This is a genomic window from Niveibacterium sp., from assembly GCF_041909475.1.
Lineage (GTDB): Bacteria > Pseudomonadota > Gammaproteobacteria > Burkholderiales > Rhodocyclaceae > Niveibacterium.
In genome coordinates this window covers 18,700-37,824 of the sequence record NZ_JAYRDJ010000040.1, presented here as the reverse complement: position 1 = coordinate 37,824, position 19,125 = coordinate 18,700, and the positions used below count along the sequence as shown (strand labels likewise).

Here is a 19,125-nt window from a genome sequence, read left to right as displayed (position 1 = left end):
ATCTGCCACAGCGCGCAGCGCATCGGCGTCGAGCGCTGCCAGCTCGCGACCCGTCATCACCCGCGGTGCGGCGGCGCCGATGCCCAGCGCGCCTGCGATGCCGGCGGCGGTCACGGCGTGATCGCCGGTGATCATCACGACGCGGATGCCGGCGGCCTTGCAACGCGCCACCGCCTCTTCCGCCTCACCGCGCGGCGGGTCCACCATGCCTTGCAGGCCAAGAAACACCCAGTCGTCGCCGAGCGCATCGCGCATCAGTGGCACCGCACCGCCTGTGCGGTAGGCGAAGGCCAGCACGCGCATGCCGCGTGCCGCCATTTCGTCGGCGGCCGCATGGATGGCCGCGGCGTTCAGCGCGACTGGCGTACCGTGCGCATCCAGCGCGTAGCGACAACGCGCAAGCACACGCTCCATCGCGCCTTTGGCCCACATGCGATGGCCTTCGGGCCCGGCGTTGAGCGTCACCATGTACTGGAAGCGGGCATCGAAGGGCAGCTCGTCGAGCCGCGGATATCGCAGCCGCAGCGTGTCGACATCCAGCCCCCCGCGCAGCGCGGCGAGCAGCAGCGCCCACTCGGTCGGATCACCGCTGAACACCAACTGCCCCGCCTCGCGCCGCATCTGGGCGTCGTTGCACAACACGCCGGCCAGCAGAAGCGGTTGCAGCGCACGATTCTCCGTCGGCGCGGCCCCGGCAGGACGGATCTCGCCATTTTCGTCACCCGCCGCACCATGCAGGGTGTAGTCGAAGCCGCCGACAAGCAGCTCGGTTACCGTCATGCGGTTCTGCGTCAGCGTGCCGGTCTTGTCCGAACAGATCACCGTGACGCTGCCCAGCGCTTCCACCGCCGGCAGACGGCGAACCACCGCCGCGCGCCGCGCCATGCGCCCCACGCCGATCGCCAGCGTGATCGTCAGCGCCGCCGGCAGCCCTTCAGGTATCGCCCCCACGGCAAGCGCCACGGCAGCCATCAGCATGTCCTGCACCGATTCGCCGCGCAGCAGCCCGACGGCAAACGTGAGGCCGGCGAGGGCCAGGATGATCCACAGCATCAGGTTCGAGAAGGCCGCGAGGCGGCGCGTCAGCGGCGTCGCGATCAGCGGCGCCGCGTCGATCAAGGCGGCGATGCGGCCCAGCTCGGTGCGCGACCCCGTCGCCACGACCAGCCCGGTCGCCGTGCCCTGCAGCGCAAGCGTGCCGGCGTAGGCCATGCAGTGACGATCGACCAACGCAGCGTCCTGCGCCACGGCCATACTCGACTTTCCGACCGGCAACGATTCGCCCGTCAGCATCGCCTCGTCGACCACCAGATCCCGCGCCCTGAGCAGGCGCAGATCGGCTGGCACACGGTCACCAGCCTCAAGCAGCACGATATCGCCCGCGACCAGCCCCGAGGACTCGATACGTAGCCGTTCGCCGTCGCGCAGCACACCGGCCAGGGCGGACACCTGGCGCGCGAGCGCGGCAATCGCGGAATGCGCCCTCGCCTCCTGCACCGCGCCGACCACTGCGTTGATCAACACGACGAGGAAGATCACGCTCGCATCCACCCACTCCTGCAAGGCCAGCGCCAATACGCCGGAGCCGAGCAGGATGTAGATCAGTGGCTCACGCAACTGCGTCAGGAAGCGCTCGATGAAGCACTTTGGCGGCTTGCCGCGAAGCTGGTTCGGGCCATCAGCAGCAAGTCGCCGCGCCACCTCGTCGGCCGAAAGCCCATTATTGGTGTCGGCCCCCAGGGCGGCCGTGCAGTCTTCCGGTGTGCACGCGTGCCAGTCGTGAGTCATCACGCAACCCGGCTCACCGGTTCGCCGCGCAGAAAAGCATCGATGTTCGCCACCGCAGTATCGGCTAGGCGCTGCATCGCCGCCGCCGAGGCCCACGCCATGTGCGGCGTGACGATCAGATTGGGAATATCGGGCGCCAGCAACGGATGGTCGGCCGGCGGCGGCTCTTGCGACAGCACATCGGTGGCCGCACCCGCGATGCGCCCCTCGCGCAGCGCCTGGGCAAGCGCTGGCTCATCCACCAGGCCTCCGCGTGCGGTGTTGATCAACACCGCCGAAGGCTTCATGCGGGCAAACTCCGCGGCACCGAACAGCTTGCGCGTCTGCTCGTTGAGCGGGCAATGCAGCGACACCACGTCGGCTTGCGCCAGGGCCTCGTCGAACAAGGTGTAGCCCGGCCGCGCCACCGAAAGCCCCTTGCGTTCCACCTGCAGCACCTGCATGCCTAGCGCTGCGGCCCGCCGCGCAAGGCCATCACCCAGCGAACCGTGGCCCACAATCGCGATCACGGCGCCGTTCAGATCGGCGACCGGGCGATCGAAGAGGCCGAAACTCGTGCCTCGCGACCAGCGGCCGCTGCGCACGTCCTCGACATACGCCAGCAGATTGCGCCGCAGCGCCATCATCAGCAGCAAGGCATGCTCCGGCACGGTATCGGCCGCGTAATCGCGCACATTGCTGACCACGATCCCCTGCGCACGGCAGGCCGCCAGGTCGACGTTGTCGGTGCCGGTCGCCGACACCGAAATCATGCGCAGATCGGGCAGCTGCGCCAACACAGCCGCACTCAGCGAGGTCTTGTTGATAAGCGCCACCTGCGCGCCCGCAAGCCTTTCGACCACCTCGGCGACCGCGGTTCGCGCGTGGTCGCGCCACTCATGCGCGCACGTCGGGCGTGGGATCACGACGGGTAGTGAGGCGGATTCGAGCGAGACGACAATCGGTCTTGGCATGGCGGGCGTCCTTCGTGGCGAGGGCACGTCGCGGCACATGCGCCGGGCGGTCGACGCGCCGAGCAGATCAGTTCGAACTGTACTCCAATGCGATTTCATAGGGCGAAACATCCCGCATTGCGATATTATCAACCGTATTCCAGAACAAAGACTGCATGCAACGTGGCTGCCGAAGAACCTAAAGCCTCCTCGATCCAGGTCATCGAACGGATGATGAATCTGCTCGATACGCTGGCAAAACATCCCGATCCGATCGCGCTCAAGCAACTCGCAGCGGAGACGGGCCTGCATCCGTCCACCGCACATCGCATCCTGGCCGCCATGACGGCACGCGGCTTTGTCGAACGGGTTGACGCAGGGGTGTACCGGCTCGGGATCCGCTTGCTGCAGCTGGGCAATGTGGTTAAGTCGCGCATCTCGGTCCGCGAAACCGCGGTCGATGCGATGCAGAAGCTGCATCTGGCCACTGGCGAGAGCGTGAATCTCGGTATGCGCGACGGCGACGACATCGTCTATGTCGAACGCACCTCGAGCGGCCGTTCCGCCGTGCGGGTGGTTCATATCGTCGGCGCCCGCGCGCCGCTGCACACCACTGCCACCGGCAAGCTCTTCCTCGCTGAAGAGAGTGCCAGCCGCGTTGCGGAGTACGCGCGGCGCACCGGCTTGCCGCCGTCCACTCCCGCGTCGATCACCACGCTGCCGGCGCTCGAAAAAGAACTCGAACGCGTTCGCCGGCATGGCGTCGCCTACGACATGGACGAAGTGGAGAACGGCGTTCGCTGCATCGCTGCGGGCATTCGCGATGATTCAGGCGAGCTGGTTGCCGGCCTGTCGCTGTCTACGCCCGCCGAGCGCTTCAATCCGGACTGGGCACCGCTGGTACGTGACACCGCGGAAGAAATCTCGTCCACGCTCGGCTATCTGAAACTCGACAATCCGCCGAGCGCCCGCCCGACGCGCGAGCCGCGCCGCTAAGCGCAGCCGCTGAAACGAAAAAGCGCGCCTCGGCGCGCTTTTTTTGCGATCAGTTCCGATTAACCGGCCGGCAGGCGAGCACCGCCCTGATGCGCCAGCGCACTCTCGACCCAGCGCTTGATCCGCTGCGCATCGGCAACACGCGTGAACTTGCCGACCGAATCGAGCAGCACGATCACCATCGGCTTTTCAGCCAGCCAAGCCTGCATCACCAGACAACGGCCGGCCTCATTGATGAAGCCAGTCTTCGAAACGCCGATCTGCCAGTCCGGGCTGCGCACCAGTGCATTGGTGTTGCGGAACGTCTGGTCACGTCCGCGGATCGGCAGCGTCTCTTCGTCATCGGTCGAGAACTGGCGGATCAGCGGGTAATGCGAGGCTGCGGTAACCATCTTCGCCAGATCGCGCGCGGACGACACGTTCTGCGGGTTGAGGCCGGTAGAGTCGTGGAACACCGTCTCCGAAAGCCCCAGCGCCTGCGCCTTGCGGTTCATCGCAAATACGAAGGCGTTGATGCCGCCGGGGTAATTTCGCCCAAGCGACGCGGCCGCGCGGTTCTCCGACGACATCAGCGCGAGGTGAATCATCTCTTCGCGCGTCAGCTCGGTTCCGACGACCAAGCGCGAAGTGGTGTTCTTCAGCTTGTCGGTATCCTCGTCCGTCACCGTCAGCGTCTCGGAGAGCGAGAGTTTGGCATCCAGCACCACCATCGCCGTCATCAGCTTGGTGATCGACGCGATCGGTACCACCGATTCCGCGTTGCGCTCCAGCAGCACTTTCCCTGTACCGAGGTCCTGCACCATGAAGGCATTGGATTGCAGCAAGGGGTTGCCCTCGCGATCGAGACTCACCGGCACGGCGCGCACCGGCGCCGTCTTGGCGGACTTCATGTCGCGATACAAGGCCTTGGCCGGGCTGACGCGTTTGCCCTTCTTGCTGCTGACCGAGGCTTTGACGGTACGGCTGCGGTGGGTCGAAGACGCTTTCGTGGCCGTTTTGGTTGCCGTTTTCTTGGCCGGCGTCTTCGCGTGGGATTCTTTCGCCTGCGCGGGCATTGCCGCGATTGCTGCCGCGAATACGAGCGCGGTGATCAGCTTGATTTTCTGCATTACTTCTCCCCATCCGGCAGCAGGCAGGCCGGACTCACTTCTAGATAGCTGGATTCTAGCAATTTCTCTAGCAGATTAAGACGATAGCTCACTCATTTCAGACTGAATCTCAAGATTTTGCTCCGGCGTCATGGCACCAAAACCACTCGCGCGCTGACGCGTTTCAAACTTCACGCCGGCCGGATCCAAGCGAAGAAAGCGGATCAGCTCCGAGCGCCGCATCATCGCGTCGCGATAGCCAAGGTCGATCAACGCGCGGGTGTAGGAGCGCTCGAAGAGCAGGTAGGACAACACCGTCGAGCCCGCCCGACCGCCCGCGCCGACCCCCCTCAGCATGATCCGCATCGGGCGCGGCAGGGCGTGGAAATGGCGCGCAGCGAGATAGTCCAATCGTTCGGACGGCGAAATCACCAGCGTCTCGATCGGCTTGAGCGGTATGCCCAGCTCCGCACGCAGTGGCGGGGGGATCTTGCCCACCGTCGCGTTGATACGGTCGAGACGTTCAAGATCGACCGCGAGGCCGTCGAGGAAGATCGACGACAAGGCATGGCCTGCGATCTGTGCAGGCGTCGGGTAGCGATCGCCACGCGCGCGACGGGTTTCGTCCTTGGCGCGCCCCGCCCCCACAACGAGGATGCGGCTCGCCCCCAGATGCACCGCCGGGGAAACCGGCGCGAGCTGGCGCATCGAGCCATCGCCGAAATACTCGCGATTGATTTTGATCGCCGGGAACACGAACGGGATCGCGCTGGACGCCATCAGATGCTCGACCCCCAGCCGCGCCGGCACGCCCACGCGCGCGGCACGCCGCCACGGCGACACCTCGCGCGCCGCTTCATAGAAGGTCAGGCTCTCGCCGGTGGCGTAGCCGGAGCAGGTGACGCTGAGCGCATAGAGTGCACCGCTGTCGATCGCGCGCCCGATGCCCGCAAAGTCCAAGCGCGAGGCCAGCAATTCGCGCAGCGGCTGATTGTCCAGCAAGGATTTCGGCCCGCGCCGCAACAGCCAGCCCCACAGCAGCGTGCCACCCCAGGCCAGCGCCGACTTGGTCACCGCAAATGCGTCTGCGCGATAAACGTGGTGCGCATGGAAGTTGCGCCAGATCCACGCGAGCCGGCGCACGCTGCCATCGAAATTGTCGGCATACGATGCGAGCGCCACGGCGTTGATCGCGCCGGCCGAGGTGCCACACAGGATCGGAAACGGGTTCGCCCGGCTGCGCCCGGTGAGCTCGCGAATCGCCCACAGCACGCCAACCTGGTAAGCAGCGCGCGCGCCGCCGCCAGTTAGAACCGGTGCCGCCCGGTCTTCCATCCCGCCTCCCCGGCCCCATGGCCACTGAGAGGATTTGCGGCATCGTGCGGCACCAGCTTTAGCGCATTCACGCCGCACGCTGCGGCAAAGTTATCGGCCGCGCGACTGCCCGGCCTCCACCACCGTCAACGCGGTCATGTTCACGATGCGGCGCACCGTCGCGGTCGGCGTCAGGATGTGCACCGGCTTGGCCGAGCCGAGCAGGATCGGGCCCACCGTCATGCCATCTCCCGCCGAAGTCTTCAGCAGGTTGAAGGCGATGTTGGCTGCGTCCAGCGTCGGGAAGATCAGCAGATTCGCGTCCTCGCGCATGCGGGCGTTCGGGAACACCTGCAGGCGGATGCCGGCATCAAGCGCCGCATCGCCATGCATCTCACCTTCCACCGCAAGGCCCGGATGGCGTTCATGCAGCAGCGCCAGCGCCCGCCGCATCTTCTCGGCGGTCGGCGTGTCGTCGGTGCCAAAACTCGAATGCGACAGCAGCGCGACGCGCGGCTGGATGCCGAAGCGGCGCACCTCTTCCGCGGCGAGGCAGGTCATCTCGACCAGTTGTTCGACGCTCGGGTCGTAGTTGATGTAGGTGTCGCACAGGAACACCGTGCGGCCCGGCAGCGCGAGCAGGTTCATCGCATAGCAGCTGCCAACGCCCTCGGCGCGACCGAGTACCGTCTCGACGAACTTCAGGTGCACCTGGTGAAGCCCCGAGGTGCCGCAGATCAGGCCGTCGGCATAGCCGAACTTGAGCATCAGCGCGCCGATCAACGTCGCGCGTCGGCGCACTTCGCGCTTCGCGTACTCCACCGACACACCGCGCCGCTCCATCAGCGCGTGGTAGTGGGTCCACAGTTCGCGGTAGCGCGGGTCGTCATCCTGATTGACCATTTCGAAATCGAGCTCGGGCCGCAGGCGCAGACCGAAGCGTTCGATGTAGCGGGCGATGACGTCCGGCCGCCCGATCAGGATCGGCCGCGCAAGCCCCTCATCCACCACGGTTTGCACGGCGCGCAGCACCCGCTCCGATTCGCCCTCGGCGAAGATGATGCGCTTGGGCGCCCGCTTCGCGGCGGCAAACACCGGCTTCATGATCAGGCCGGATTGCCACACGAAATTGTTCAGGCTCTGCCGGTAGGCTTCCCAGTCGGTGATCGGTCGTGTCGCGACGCCGGAATCCATCGCCGCCTGCGCCACCGCTGGCGCAATCTTGACGATCAGGCGGGGGTCGAAGGGCTTCGGAATGATGTACTCAGGCCCGAAGCCGACCACCTTCTCGCCGTAGGCGGCTGCGACAATGTCGCTTTGCTCGGCGCGGGTCAGCTCGGCGATCGCGCGCACCGCAGCGAGCTTCATCTCGTCGGTGATCGTGGTCGCACCCACGTCGAGCGCACCGCGGAAGATGAACGGGAAGCACAGCACGTTGTTCACCTGGTTCGGATAGTCCGAACGGCCGGTCGCGATGATCGCGTCATCGCGCACCGCTTTGACTTGCTCCGGCAGGATCTCCGGCGTCGGGTTCGCCAGCGCGAGGATCACCGGGTTGGGCGCCATCTTCGCCACCATCTCCGGTTTGAGCACGCCGCCCGCCGAGAGACCAAGGAATACATCGGCGCCTTCGATGACATCGGCGAGCGTGCGGGCGTCGGTCTTCTTCGCGAAGCGATCCTTCACAGGGTCCATCAACACCGGGCGCCCTTCGTAGACCACCCCTTCGATATCGGTTACCCAGATGTGCTCCACCGGAATCCCCAGCATCACCAACAGATCGAGGCAGGCGAGCGCCGCGGCGCCCGCACCCGAGGTCACAAGTTTGATTTGCGACAAATCCTTGCCAAGTAGATGCAGGCCATTCAGCAGCGCCGCGCCGACCACGATCGCGGTGCCGTGCTGGTCGTCGTGGAAGACCGGAATGTTCATCCGCTTGCGCAATTCGCGCTCGATGTAGAAGCACTCGGGGGCCTTGATGTCTTCGAGGTTGATGCCGCCGAAAGTCGGCTCCAGCGAGGCAATCGTCTCGATCAGCTTGTCCGGGTCCGGCTGCGAAAATTCGAGATCGAAGACGTCGATGCCGGCAAACTTTTTGAACAGCACCGCCTTGCCTTCCATCACCGGCTTGGCCGCGAGCGGCCCGATGTTGCCAAGACCCAGCACTGCCGTGCCATTGGTCACCACGCCGATCAGGTTGCCGCGCGCAGTCAGTGTGCTGGCTTCGGCCGGGTCGGCGACGATGGCATCGCAGGCCGCAGCGACCCCGGGCGAGTAAGCGAGCGAAAGATCCTGCTGGTTTGTCAGCGCCTTGGTCGGCGTCACTGCAATCTTGCCGGGGCGCCCGGCGCGGTGATATTCGAGTGCAGCGGCTTTGAGGCGGTCGTCCATCGGTGTCTCCCTGAGCGGTGTTCTGTCGCGTACGCGACAAAATCCGGGTTATTCGAGTTCGCGGCAGGATTCTAGTTGCCAGCGACACTGGGTGAAGTACGTAGTTGTGCTGATCAGACCCGCGGCGTAGACTTCAAACAACTGTTCAAGCAGAACTTCCAGCCCGCACACCCGAAAAACAAAAGTTTTCGTGCGGGTGCTCCAGCGTCGTTTCTCTCCTCCCACCGACGCCGGGCCACGGTCGGATCTCCTCCGAGGGGGCCGGGCGTGCCATCGAACACGTGGTAACCAGGAGAGACTCATGACTACACGCCTTCCCGAAGCGGCGCTCAGTGCGGCGCCTGCCTTCGTCCGCCATGCCCGCCTCAAACAATGGGTGGCCGAAGTGGCCGCCCTCACCCAACCCGATCGGATCATGTGGTGCGATGGCTCCGAGGAGGAGTCGGCCCGCCTGTGCGACGAGATGGTCGAAGCGGGTCAGATGATCCGCCTCAATCCTGCCAAGCGGCCGAATTCCTTCCTCGCGTGGTCCGATCCGTCCGATGTGGCGCGCGTCGAAGACCGCACCTACATCTGCAGTTCCGACCCGCATGACGCCGGCCCGACCAACAACTGGGAATCGCCGGAGAAGATGAAAGCCACGCTGAACAGCCTGTTCAGCGGATGCATGCGCGGCCGTACGCTGTACGTGGTCCCGTTCTCGATGGGCCCGCTGGGCAGCCCGATTGCGCAGATCGGCGTCGAGATCACCGATTCACCCTACGTGGTAGTGAACATGCGGATCATGACCCGCATGGGACGCGCGGTGTACGACGTGCTCGGCGAGAACGGCGACTTCGTGCCCTGCCTGCACTCGATCGGCGCGCCGCTCGAACCGGGGCAGAAGGATTCCCGCTGGCCCTGCAACCCGACCACCAAGTACATCTGCCACTTTCCCGAGACGCGCGAGATCTGGTCGTACGGCTCCGGCTACGGCGGTAATGCTCTGCTGGGCAAGAAGTGCTTCGCGCTGCGTATCGCTTCGACGATGGCGCGTGACGAAGGCTGGCTCGCCGAGCACATGCTCATCCTCGGCGTCGAGAACCCGCAGGGTGAGAAGAGCTATGTCGCAGCAGCCTTCCCGTCTGCATGCGGCAAGACCAACTTCGCAATGCTGATTCCGCCGGAAGGTTTCGACGGCTGGAAGGTCACCACGGTTGGCGACGACATCGCGTGGATCAAGCCCGGCCCCGACGGCCGACTCTACGCGATCAACCCCGAGGCTGGCTATTTCGGCGTCGCGCCCGGCACTAACGAGAAGACCAACCGCAACGCGATGGCAACCCTGCACGCGAACGTGATCTTCACCAACGTTGCACTCACCGACGATGGCGACGTGTGGTGGGAGGGCATGAGCAAGGAAGTGCCGCAGCACCTGATCGACTGGACCGGCCAGGACTGGACGCCCGATTGCGGCCGCAAGGCAGCGCACCCGAACTCGCGCTTCACCGCACCAGCAAACCAGTGCCCGTCGATCGACGCCGACTGGGAAGACCCGAAGGGCGTGCCGATCTCGGCTTTCGTGTTCGGCGGCCGCCGCGCGACCACCGTGCCGCTGGTGTACCAGGCCTTCAACTGGAACTTCGGCGTCTACATGGCCGCCACGCTGGGTTCGGAAACCACCGCCGCCGCGTTCGGCCAGCAAGGCGTCGTACGCCGCGATCCGTTCGCGATGCTGCCGTTCTGCGGTTACCACATGGGCGACTACTTCAACCACTGGTTGAAGATCGGCCACACGGTCGAGCACGCGCCGCACATTTTCTGCGTTAACTGGTTCCGCATGAACGAGAACGGTGACTTCATGTGGCCCGGCTTCGGCGACAACATGCGCGTGCTGAAATGGATCGTCGATCGCGCCAAAGGCGGCGTCGGCGCACGCGAGACTGCGCTCGGCTGGATGCCGAAGTACGAGGACATCCAGTGGTCCGGGCTTGGCATCAAGCGCGAAGAGTTTGAAGCACTGACCGCGATCGACGCGCGCGCGTGGCGCAGCGAACTGGGCCTGCACAAGGAGTGGTTCGACAAGCTCGGCGCACGCTTGCCGCGCACGCTTGCCTTGCAACGCGAGTTGTTCGAAGAAGCGATCGGCAGCTGAATCTCAAAGCCACGCATCAGGCGCCGCCCTCGGGCGGCGCTTTTTCTTTGGCGCCCCGAGCGGCGTACAGTAATGCCATGTCCGAACACACCCCAACGCTATCTGCCGGCCCCCTCGCAAGCCGTGCACGTGAAATCGAACCCTTCCATGTGATGGAGTTGCTCGCCCGCGCGCAGGCACTCGAAGCGAGCGGACGCGACATCATCCACATGGAGGTTGGCGAGCCGGACTTCCCGACACCCGCACCGGTCGTCGACGCCGCCCAGCGCTTCCTCGCCCAAGGCCAGGTCCGCTACACACCCGCGCTGGGCCTGCCGGCGCTTCGCGAGGCGATTTCGGCTTACTACGCGACACGCTTCGGCGTTGCTGTGCCCGCGTCGCGAATCATCGTCACCGCGGGCGCATCGGGCGCACTGTTGTTGGCGCTCGCAGCGCTCACGCAGCCGGGCGACGCGTGGCTTGTGCCAGACCCCGGCTACCCGTGCAATCGCCACTTCGTACGCGCGTTTGAGGGCATCGCGCAGGCGCTGCCGGTTCACGCACATGACGCCTTCCAACCGACGCTCGAACAGGTCCGCCAAGCCTGGGCAGCGCATACGCGCGGCCTGATGGTGGCGAGCCCGTCGAACCCCACCGGCACGCTGATCTCGCCGGCATTGCTTGAGCAGCTGGCCGGCTTCGTCTCGGAACGCAATGGCGCACTGATCGTCGATGAGATCTATCAGGGCTTGAGCTACGGCGTAGCGCCCAGCACCGCACTCGCAATGCCTCACCCCTGCTTCGTGATCAACAGCTTCTCGAAGTACTTCGGCATGACTGGCTGGCGACTCGGCTGGCTGGTGGCGCCGGAAGCCTATGTGCGCGATCTTGAAAAGCTCGCGCAGCACTTCTTCATCAGCCCATCGACGCCCGCTCAACACGCTGCGCTCGCCGCATTCACGCCCGAGACGATCGCAATCCTCGAACAGCGACGCGACGCATTTGCCCGCCGACGCGACGTGCTTTGCGCCGGCCTGCGGGCACTCGGCTTTGACGTGCCTGCGGAACCCGAGGGGGCTTTCTATGTGTATGCAGACGTCAGCCAACACGCCAAGGACAGCGCAGCTTTCGCGCATCACTTGCTCGAAACGGCCGGCGTCGCAGCAACGCCCGGCATCGACTTTGGACAGCAGTCGCCGGAGCGCTGGCTGCGCTTTGCCTACACCACGGACGAAGCGCGCATCGAGGAGGCATTGGCGCGCATGAAGCAGGCGCTCGGCTAGCCTCAAAAGCAGAACGCCGGCGCTAGGCCGGCGTTCTGTGTGGGGCAGGTAGCGCGAACGCTTACTTTGCCAGTGCGAGTTTGGCGCCCTGTCGCATCGCCAGTTGCAGGCGCTGCTTTTCGGCAATCACCTTGTTAGCGTAACCCTCGGCCGGATCATCGGCCGCGCCGCCGTACTGCTGCAGGCCAGCAGTCAACGAACCGTTGCGGCGGATGTACTCCTTGAGCACCTGGGCACCGACACGAATGTTCTCGGTCGGATCGAGCAGCGGTGCATCGCCCGCCTTGTCGTCGAACTTGTCCTGATGGAAACGGGGCACGATCTGCATCAGCCCCTGCGCACCGAACGGGCTCTCCGCGAACGGATTGAAGCTCGATTCGATACCCATCACGGCGACAATCAGCAACGGATCCAGGCCCACGGACTGACCCACCTTTTGCGCCGACACGATCAGCGGTTCGACGGCCGCGCGGGCCACCTTGTAACGACGGGCGAGATACTCGGTCACGCGTTCCATTTCAGGCGAAAGACGATCCGGATGTTCAGGATCGACAACCACCGGGTCCTGCTCCACCGCAGTCAGATCCGCTGGCGACAGCGCATCCTCCGCAGCGACACTCGCTTCGGCACGGCCGAACAGACTGTTGAGCGGCAAACCACTCAAGCCCTGATCGAATACGCGCATACCGAGAACGACTGTCACCACCAAGCCCGCTACAAGCAGGCTGCCATGGGCGAAGTGCAGAACAAATGTACCGACGTGCCGGGCTGCTGCCGCGACGCGAGTTGCGTAGATCATCATTCCTCCTCTGAGGCTCTGACGGATAACTCGCCCGTTTGATCTGACAGGCACGCAGACACGCCGGCACCCAAGCTCGTAGGCTCGGTGTGATTCCGGTGAGGCCGTGTTGTCAGCGCGCGGGCGACACCGCGCAAAGTGGTCAAGGGTCGATCAAGGTGAGCCGCCGCAACCAGACGATTCACCGACTAAAAAACGCGAAGAACTGCTTGGAACGAAACAGAAGCTGGCGGTCTGTTCGCTTCGCTGAATGAACTACTGCGATGTATCGATCGCAACCAGACGAAGCGCAGTCTATTGATTCGATTCGGTTTTGTCAATCCGGCGCCAATCCGCGCCCAGCAAGGATGATGACATCTGGCTAATCGTAAACCATTGGCAAGCGCGCGTCGTGGGCGCACATCACGGTGAAAGCCAATAAAAAAGGCACGTGCAAGCACGTGCCTTTGTAGAACGAAACCCCGTGCGGTCAGGACGGGCGCGACCCCGTCGGGAACGGCCACGCTGCGGTCGGATTCAGCGATGACTTTAGGCCCGGAGTTGCCGCGGTAGACGGCTTGGCTTCAGCGGCCGGTTGCGCTTCAGCCGGCTTGGCAGCCTCAGCGGCCGGCGCCTCTGCGGCTTTCGCCGGTTCGGCGGCGGGCTTTGCGGCCTCAGCGGCAGGCGCCGGTGCGGCCGGTGCCGCAGCCTTCTTCACAGGGGCTTTCTTCGCAGCGGGCTTCTTCTCGGCGGCAGGCTTCGCGGCCGGCTTCACAGCCTCGGTCTTCGGTGCTTCGGGCTTGGCAACCGCGGGCTTCGCAGCCACTGCCTTCTTCGCCGCAGGCTTGGCTGCCGGCTTGGTTGCCGCTTTCTTTGCAGCAGGTTTGGCGGCGCTTTCAACCGCCTTCGCCACGGCCTTCTCGGCCTTCGCGACGACCTTGGTGACAGCCTTCTTCACCGCAGTGGCTTTTGTTGCCGCTTTTTTGGCAACTTTCTCGACCGCCTTTTCAGCCTTAGCGACCACTTTTCTTGCGGCGGTCACTTTCTTTGCTGCAGTCTTCTTGACGACTTTCTCAGCCTTGACGACGGCCTTCTTCACTGCCGCGGCGGTGCCGGTAGCCTTCTTGGCGGGCTTTGCCGCCGCCTTCTTCACGGCCGGCTTCGCTGCAGCCTTGGCTGCCGCTTTCGGGGCGGCCTTCGGCGCCGCCTTCTTCACTGCAGCCTTCGGGGCGGCTTTCTTCACTGCGGCCTTGGGTGCGGCCTTCTTCGCCGCAGGCTTGGCTGCGGCCTTGGTCGCCTTGGGCGCGGCTTTGGCTACAGCCTTCGGCGCAGCCTTGGTCGCGACCTTCTTGGCGGCCGACTTGGCAGCGGCCTTGGTGGTTGCAGCCTTCTTGGCCGTCGGCTTTGCGGCGGCCTTCGGTGCAGCTTTGGCTGCGGGCTTCGGTGCAGCCTTGGTCGCAACTGGCCGCTTGATGGTGGTCTTGCGCTCGGTCACCTTTGCCGCGGGCTTCGCCGCAGCAGTCTTCTTGGCGGCGGGCTTCGCAACGGCAGTCTTCTTCGCCGCCGGTTTGGCGACGGCAGCCTTCTTGGCAGCCGGCTTCGCCGCTACGGCTTTCTTAGCCGCCGGCTTTGCTGCGGCCTTGGTCGCGGGCTTTGCTGCCGCCTTCACCGCTGGCTTCGCCGTGGCTTTGGTGGCAACTTTCTTTGCGGCCGGCTTGGCAGCCGGTTTCGCTGCCGCCTTGGGCGCCGCAGCCTTCTTCACTGCGGGCTTGGCTGCGGGTTTGGCCGCAGCCTTCTTCGCGGCCGGCTTGGCGGCGGCCTTCGGAGCCGCTGCCTTCTTGGACTTGTCACTGCTTTTTGCTGTTGCCATGTCACCCTCCATCGTAGCGTCGTGGGTCAGTCATTGCGCACGTCACCACGCGTGTGTGGCGCGCCGCAGCCGCACTGAGTGCGGCGTTTGGGAAAAACTGTGCAGCCGATCCGGAACGGGAGAGGACATCAGGCGACTTAATCCCAACTCAGCGCCCCTCCCGTCTGGTACTCAATCACCCGCGTCTCGAAGAAGTTGCGCTCCTTCTTCAAGTCGATCATTTCGCTCATCCACGGAAACGGGTTCTCCGCGCCGGGATAGATCGCATCGAGGCCGATCTGCTGGCAACGACGGTTGGCGATGAATCGCAGGTACTCCTTGAACATCGACGCGTTCAGGCCCAGCACGCCGCGCGGCATGGTGTCCTCGGCATAGCGGTATTCGAGTTCGACGCCTCGCTGCATGAGCGTGCGGATCTCGTCGCGGAAGGCCGGCGTCCACAGATGAGGATTTTCGAGTTTGATGGTGTTGATGAGGTCGATGCCGAAATTGCAGTGCATCGACTCGTCACGAAGAATGTACTGGTACTGCTCAGCGGCGCCGGTCATCTTGTTCTGGCGACCCAACGCGAGGATCTGCGCGAAGCCGACGTAGAAGAACAGGCCTTCCATGATGCAGGCGAACACGATCAGCGAACGCAGCAGTTGCTGATCGGCCTCGGGCGTACCGGTCTTGAATTCCGGATCGGTCAGCGTCTCGATGAAGGGGATCAGGAACTCGTCCTTCGCACGGATCGTCGGGATCTCGTGGTAGGCGTTGAAGATCTCGCCTTCGTCGAGCCCAAGTGACTCGACGATGTACTGGTAGGCGTGCGTATGGATCGCTTCTTCAAAGGCCTGACGTAGCAGGAACTGCCGGCACTCGGGCGCAGTGATATGACGATACGTGCCGAGCACGATGTTGTTCGCGGCGAGCGAATCAGCGGTGACGAAGAAACCGAGGTTGCGCTTGACGATGCGACGTTCGTCTTCGGTGAGGCCGTTCGGGTCCTTCCACAGCGCGATGTCGCGCGCCATGTTCACCTCTTGCGGCATCCAGTGATTCGCACAGGTGGCGAGGTACTTCTCCCACGCCCACTTGTACTTGAACGGAACGAGCTGATTGACGTCGGTCGCACCGTTGATGACACGCTTGTCGGCAACGTTGATCCGACGCGCGTCATCGCGCCCTGCCACAGAAGACGATGCCCCTGCCTCAACCACGCGGGGCTGTGTGCGGTTTGCGGAAACGAGGTCGTCGTCAAAATTCAGCATGCCAATATCCTTTAGTTCAAATTTTTGATTCGAGCAACAAAATTCTGCAAGCAGATGATTCGCGGAGAGGCCCGGCTGGCGCGGCTTTCCGCGAAGTCGTGCGTCACCCGAAATGAGTCGCCACGCGGAAACCCGCATGAATGCTTGATCTCCGAGCGACGCGCTGAAAGCCTTGCTGCGCGCGGCTCTCCGCGAGGCCCTGTTGCAAAGAGCAAACACACTGCGCAGCAATCACGCGCATAAGACGACGAAGCAGAGATCAAGCGCACGTGCAAATCTCGTGCGATGGACAACGTGGATGACGAAGATCCAGCGATGCGCCACGCAACACACGAGCACTCGACTCATGCGTCGCGTGGCCGCGCTCAGTCAGTACGCGTCGACCTCACTGACAGGCTTCGCAATCGGGGTTATCGATGCTGCAGAACTTCGCAGGTTCCGATACCGCTTCCGCAGCCGCCGCACTCACACCACCACTGACCGGCACTGCGTTCAACTCGCCGCCGCGGCCGGTCGACTTCTCGGCCGAGGTCGCACCCAGCGCGCGCAGGTAGTAGGTGGTCTTAAGGCCGCGCAGCCACGCGAGCTTGTAGGTCTCGTCGAGCTTGCGACCCGATGCGCCGGCCATGTAGATGTTCAGCGACTGCGCCTGATCGATCCACTTCGCGCGACGCGCTGCACACTCGACGATCCACTTCGGCTCAACCTCGAACGCGGTGGCGTAGAGGCGGCGCAGTTCGTCGGGAACGCGGTCGATCTTCGCGAGCGAACCGTCGAAGTACTTGAGGTCGGCGACCATCACTTCGTCCCACAGGCCGAGCTTTTTCAGGTCACGCACCAGCGACTCGTTGGCGATGGTGAACTCGCCCGAGAGGTTCGACTTGACGTAGAGGTTTTGATACGTCGGCTCGATACAAGCATCGACCCCGATGATGTTGGAGATCGTCGCGGTCGGCGCGATCGCCACGCAGTTCGAGTTGCGCATGCCGACCTCGCCGATGCGGCGGCGCAGCGCGTCCCAGTCCAGCGTGCTTGATGTGTCGACCTCAAGGTAGCCGCCACGTTCTTCGGCCAGCAGCTTGAGGCTGTCGAGTGGCAGGATGCCGCGGTCCCACAGCGAGCCCTTGAAGCTCGAATAGCGGCCGCGCTCCTCGGCCAGGTCGGTCGAGGCCCAGTAGGCGTAGTAGCACACTGCTTCCATCGAACGATCGGCGAACGCGATCGCGTCCTCCGACGCATACGGGATGCGCTTGGCGTGCAGGCAGTCCTGGAAGCCCATGATGCCGAGGCCCACCGGACGATGCTTGAGGTTCGAGTTACGCGCCTTGCCGACAGCGTAGTAGTTGATGTCGACCACGTTGTCGAGCATGCGCATCGCGGTGCGGATGGTGCGGCGCAGCTTGTCGTGATCGAGCTCGCCATCCTTACCCAGATGCGCGAGCAGGTTCACCGAACCGAGGTTGCAGACCGCGATCTCGGAGTCCGAGGTGTTCAGCGTGATCTCGGTGCAAAGGTTACTCGAATGCACCACGCCCACATGCTGTTGCGGCGAACGGATGTTGCACGGGTCCTTGAAGGTGATCCAAGGGTGGCCGGTTTCGAACAGCATCGTCAGCATCTTGCGCCACAGTTGCAGCGCCGGCATGCGACGGAAGAGCTTGATGTCGCCGCGGTCTGCGCGACGTTCGTACTCGACGTAGGCCTCTTCGAAAGCGCGGCCGAACTTGTCGTGCAGATCCGGCACATCAGAGGGCGAGAACAGGGTCCACTCGGCGCCCTCCATTACCCGCTTCATGAACAGATCCGGAATCCAGTTCGCGGTGTTCATGTCGTGCGTGCGGCGGCGGTCGTCGCCGGTGTTCTTGCGTAGTTCGAGGAACTCCTCGATGTCGAGGTGCCAGGTCTCCAGATACGCGCAGACCGCGCCCTTGCGCTTGCCGCCCTGGTTCACCGCCACCGCGGTGTCGTTCACCACCTTCAGGAAGGGGATCACACCTTGGCTTTTGCCGTTGGTGCCCTTGATCCGCGCACCCAGCGCACGCACCGGGGTCCAGTCGTTGCCAAGGCCACCGGCGAACTTCTGCAGCAGCGCGTTTTCCTTGATCGCCTGGTAGATGTCGTCGAGGCTATCGTCGACGGTCGTCAGGTAGCAGGACGAGAGCTGGGAGTGCAGCGTGCCGGCGTTGAACAGCGTCGGCGTCGAGCTCATGAAGTCGAACTGCGACAGCACGTTGTAGAACTCGATCGCGCGCGCCTCGCGGTCGATCTCGCCGAGCGCGAGGCCCATTGCGACGCGCATGAAGAAGACCTGCGGCAGTTCGATGCGGCGATCTTCGATGTGCAGGAAATAGCGGTCGTACAACGTCTGCAGGCCGAGGTAACCGAACTTCAGGTCTCGGCCGGCGACGATGGCGGCGCCGAGGCGCGCAAGGTCGAACTGCGCCAGCTTCGGGTCGAGCAGCTCAGCCTCGATGCCCAGCTTCACGTAACGCGGGAAGTACTCGGCGTAGCGCGTGACCATCTCGGCATGAGAGACCTCTTCGCCGAGTACTTCATCGCGAATCACATGCAACTGCAGCCGCGCAGTGACATGGTCGTAGGCAGGCTCTTTCTCGATCAGGGTACGCGCAGAAAGGATCAGCGCCTTGCGCACTTCGTCGAGCGGCACGCCGTCGTACAGGTTGCGCAGCGCCCCGTCGAGAATGGCATCGGCCTGCACCTGCTCGCCAAGGCCGGCACAGGCAGCCGACACCAGATCTGCCAGCGCGGAGCGATCCAGCGGGCGGCGCTCGCCACGGTGCGTGACGTGCAGTGCGGCGGACTGTGGCGCCGCCTTGGCCTTCTGCGCGCGCTCGGCGGCGCGCTTCTCGCGATACAGCACATAAGCGCGTGCGACGTCGTGCTCGCCAGAGCGCATCAGTGCCAGCTCGACCTGATCCTGGATGTCTTCGATGTGAAAGGTGCCGCCATTCGGTTGACGACGAACCAGGGCACGCACGACCTGTTCGGTGAGGCTGCCAACGACTTCGCGGACGCGGGCCGAGACCGCACCGTGCGACCCTTCGACCGCGAGGAAGGCCTTGGTGACGGCCACTGCGATCTTCGACGGCTCGAAGCCAACCACCGCGCCATTGCGTCGAATGACCTTGTAGTCGGCATAGCGCTCCGCCTCGCTGGCGGCATCGGGCGGCAGCGCGGACAGTGCCGGGCTGGCAGCCGCTTCGTTGGCGATAACCTGCATCGATCTCTCCTGTTATTGGGGTTGCTCGGAAAACTGCTCCGGCAGCACACTCGTTTACCAACCATACTATATCTAGTA

The 19,125-nt window shown here is 64.2% G+C and carries 12 protein-coding genes; 3 read left to right on the top strand and 9 right to left on the bottom strand.

Annotation, left to right across the window (positions count from 1 at the left end; genetic code table 11):
• Nucleotides 1-1,788 (bottom strand): cation-translocating P-type ATPase (locus tag ACE3P0_RS18755; protein ID WP_374404303.1); only part of this gene is annotated, 1,788 nt, incomplete at its 3' end.
• Nucleotides 1,788-2,741: a D-2-hydroxyacid dehydrogenase gene (locus tag ACE3P0_RS18750; protein WP_374404302.1), complete on the bottom strand. Its 954-nt coding sequence runs from the start codon at nucleotides 2,739-2,741 to the stop codon at nucleotides 1,788-1,790. The genes ACE3P0_RS18755 and ACE3P0_RS18750, both read right to left, overlap by 1 nt.
• A gap of 210 nt (nucleotides 2,742-2,951) precedes the next feature.
• Between ACE3P0_RS18750 and ACE3P0_RS18745 the strand changes: the two genes are divergently transcribed.
• Entirely contained in the window at nucleotides 2,952-3,716 is a 765-nt protein-coding gene (locus ACE3P0_RS18745) for an IclR family transcriptional regulator (RefSeq protein WP_374404305.1), read from the top strand.
• Between the two features lie 59 nt (nucleotides 3,717-3,775).
• Here ACE3P0_RS18745 and pbpG read toward each other — a convergent pair whose 3' ends face one another.
• The 3 genes from pbpG to ACE3P0_RS18730 all read right to left on the bottom strand — a co-directional run bounded on the left by pbpG (nucleotide 3,776) and on the right by ACE3P0_RS18730 (nucleotide 8,509).
• Nucleotides 3,776-4,825, bottom strand: a complete 1,050-nt coding sequence (gene pbpG / locus ACE3P0_RS18740; protein WP_374404301.1) for a D-alanyl-D-alanine endopeptidase — start codon at nucleotides 4,823-4,825, stop codon at nucleotides 3,776-3,778.
• A gap of 75 nt (nucleotides 4,826-4,900) precedes the next feature.
• Nucleotides 4,901-6,139 carry a patatin-like phospholipase family protein gene (locus tag ACE3P0_RS18735; protein WP_374404300.1) on the bottom strand — a complete coding sequence of 413 codons (1,239 nt, stop codon included), beginning with the start codon at nucleotides 6,137-6,139 and terminating at the stop codon, nucleotides 4,901-4,903.
• Between the two features lie 90 nt (nucleotides 6,140-6,229).
• A complete protein-coding gene (locus tag ACE3P0_RS18730; RefSeq protein WP_374404299.1) occupies nucleotides 6,230-8,509 on the bottom strand; it encodes an NADP-dependent malic enzyme in 2,280 nt (759 codons plus the stop codon).
• Nucleotides 8,510-8,810: 301 nt separating this feature from the next.
• Between ACE3P0_RS18730 and ACE3P0_RS18725 the strand changes: the two genes are divergently transcribed.
• Nucleotides 8,811-10,643, top strand: a complete 1,833-nt coding sequence (locus tag ACE3P0_RS18725; RefSeq protein WP_374404297.1) for a phosphoenolpyruvate carboxykinase (GTP) — start codon at nucleotides 8,811-8,813, stop codon at nucleotides 10,641-10,643.
• A 77-nt stretch (nucleotides 10,644-10,720) separates the two neighbouring features.
• Nucleotides 10,721-11,905, top strand: coding sequence for a pyridoxal phosphate-dependent aminotransferase (locus tag ACE3P0_RS18720; protein ID WP_374404296.1), 1,185 nt, complete (start codon nucleotides 10,721-10,723; stop codon nucleotides 11,903-11,905).
• Between the two features lie 61 nt (nucleotides 11,906-11,966).
• Here ACE3P0_RS18720 and ACE3P0_RS18715 read toward each other — a convergent pair whose 3' ends face one another.
• From ACE3P0_RS18715 to ACE3P0_RS18700, 4 genes are all read right to left on the bottom strand, one after another.
• Nucleotides 11,967-12,704: a transglycosylase SLT domain-containing protein gene (locus ACE3P0_RS18715; RefSeq protein WP_374404295.1), complete on the bottom strand. Its 738-nt coding sequence runs from the start codon at nucleotides 12,702-12,704 to the stop codon at nucleotides 11,967-11,969.
• Between the two features lie 469 nt (nucleotides 12,705-13,173).
• A complete protein-coding gene (locus ACE3P0_RS18710) occupies nucleotides 13,174-14,553 on the bottom strand; it encodes a hypothetical protein (protein WP_374404294.1) in 1,380 nt (459 codons plus the stop codon).
• A gap of 137 nt (nucleotides 14,554-14,690) precedes the next feature.
• Nucleotides 14,691-15,806 carry a ribonucleotide-diphosphate reductase subunit beta gene (locus tag ACE3P0_RS18705; RefSeq protein ID WP_374404292.1) on the bottom strand — a complete coding sequence of 372 codons (1,116 nt, stop codon included), beginning with the start codon at nucleotides 15,804-15,806 and terminating at the stop codon, nucleotides 14,691-14,693.
• A 385-nt stretch (nucleotides 15,807-16,191) separates the two neighbouring features.
• Nucleotides 16,192-19,047, bottom strand: a complete 2,856-nt coding sequence (locus tag ACE3P0_RS18700; RefSeq protein WP_374404291.1) for a ribonucleoside-diphosphate reductase subunit alpha — start codon at nucleotides 19,045-19,047, stop codon at nucleotides 16,192-16,194.
• Nucleotides 19,048-19,125: the final 78 nt, after the last annotated feature.

What these genes read in the sequence shown, in the direction of transcription:
- ACE3P0_RS18705 (WP_374404292.1), bottom strand. Translation starts at nt 15,806, where the DNA reads ATGCTGAATTTTGACGACGACCTCGTTTCCGCAAACCGCACACAGCCC.
- ACE3P0_RS18750 (WP_374404302.1), bottom strand. Translation starts at nt 2,741, where the DNA reads ATGCCAAGACCGATTGTCGTCTCGCTCGAATCCGCCTCACTACCCGTC.
- ACE3P0_RS18720 (WP_374404296.1), top strand. Translation starts at nt 10,721, where the DNA reads ATGTCCGAACACACCCCAACGCTATCTGCCGGCCCCCTCGCAAGCCGT.
- ACE3P0_RS18735 (WP_374404300.1), bottom strand. Translation starts at nt 6,139, where the DNA reads ATGGAAGACCGGGCGGCACCGGTTCTAACTGGCGGCGGCGCGCGCGCT.
- ACE3P0_RS18730 (WP_374404299.1), bottom strand. Translation starts at nt 8,509, where the DNA reads ATGGACGACCGCCTCAAAGCCGCTGCACTCGAATATCACCGCGCCGGG.
- ACE3P0_RS18710 (WP_374404294.1), bottom strand. Translation starts at nt 14,553, where the DNA reads ATGGCAACAGCAAAAAGCAGTGACAAGTCCAAGAAGGCAGCGGCTCCG.
- ACE3P0_RS18700 (WP_374404291.1), bottom strand. Translation starts at nt 19,047, where the DNA reads ATGCAGGTTATCGCCAACGAAGCGGCTGCCAGCCCGGCACTGTCCGCG.
- ACE3P0_RS18725 (WP_374404297.1), top strand. Translation starts at nt 8,811, where the DNA reads ATGACTACACGCCTTCCCGAAGCGGCGCTCAGTGCGGCGCCTGCCTTC.
- ACE3P0_RS18745 (WP_374404305.1), top strand. Translation starts at nt 2,952, where the DNA reads ATGATGAATCTGCTCGATACGCTGGCAAAACATCCCGATCCGATCGCG.
- pbpG (WP_374404301.1), bottom strand. Translation starts at nt 4,825, where the DNA reads ATGCAGAAAATCAAGCTGATCACCGCGCTCGTATTCGCGGCAGCAATC.
- ACE3P0_RS18715 (WP_374404295.1), bottom strand. Translation starts at nt 12,704, where the DNA reads ATGATCTACGCAACTCGCGTCGCGGCAGCAGCCCGGCACGTCGGTACA.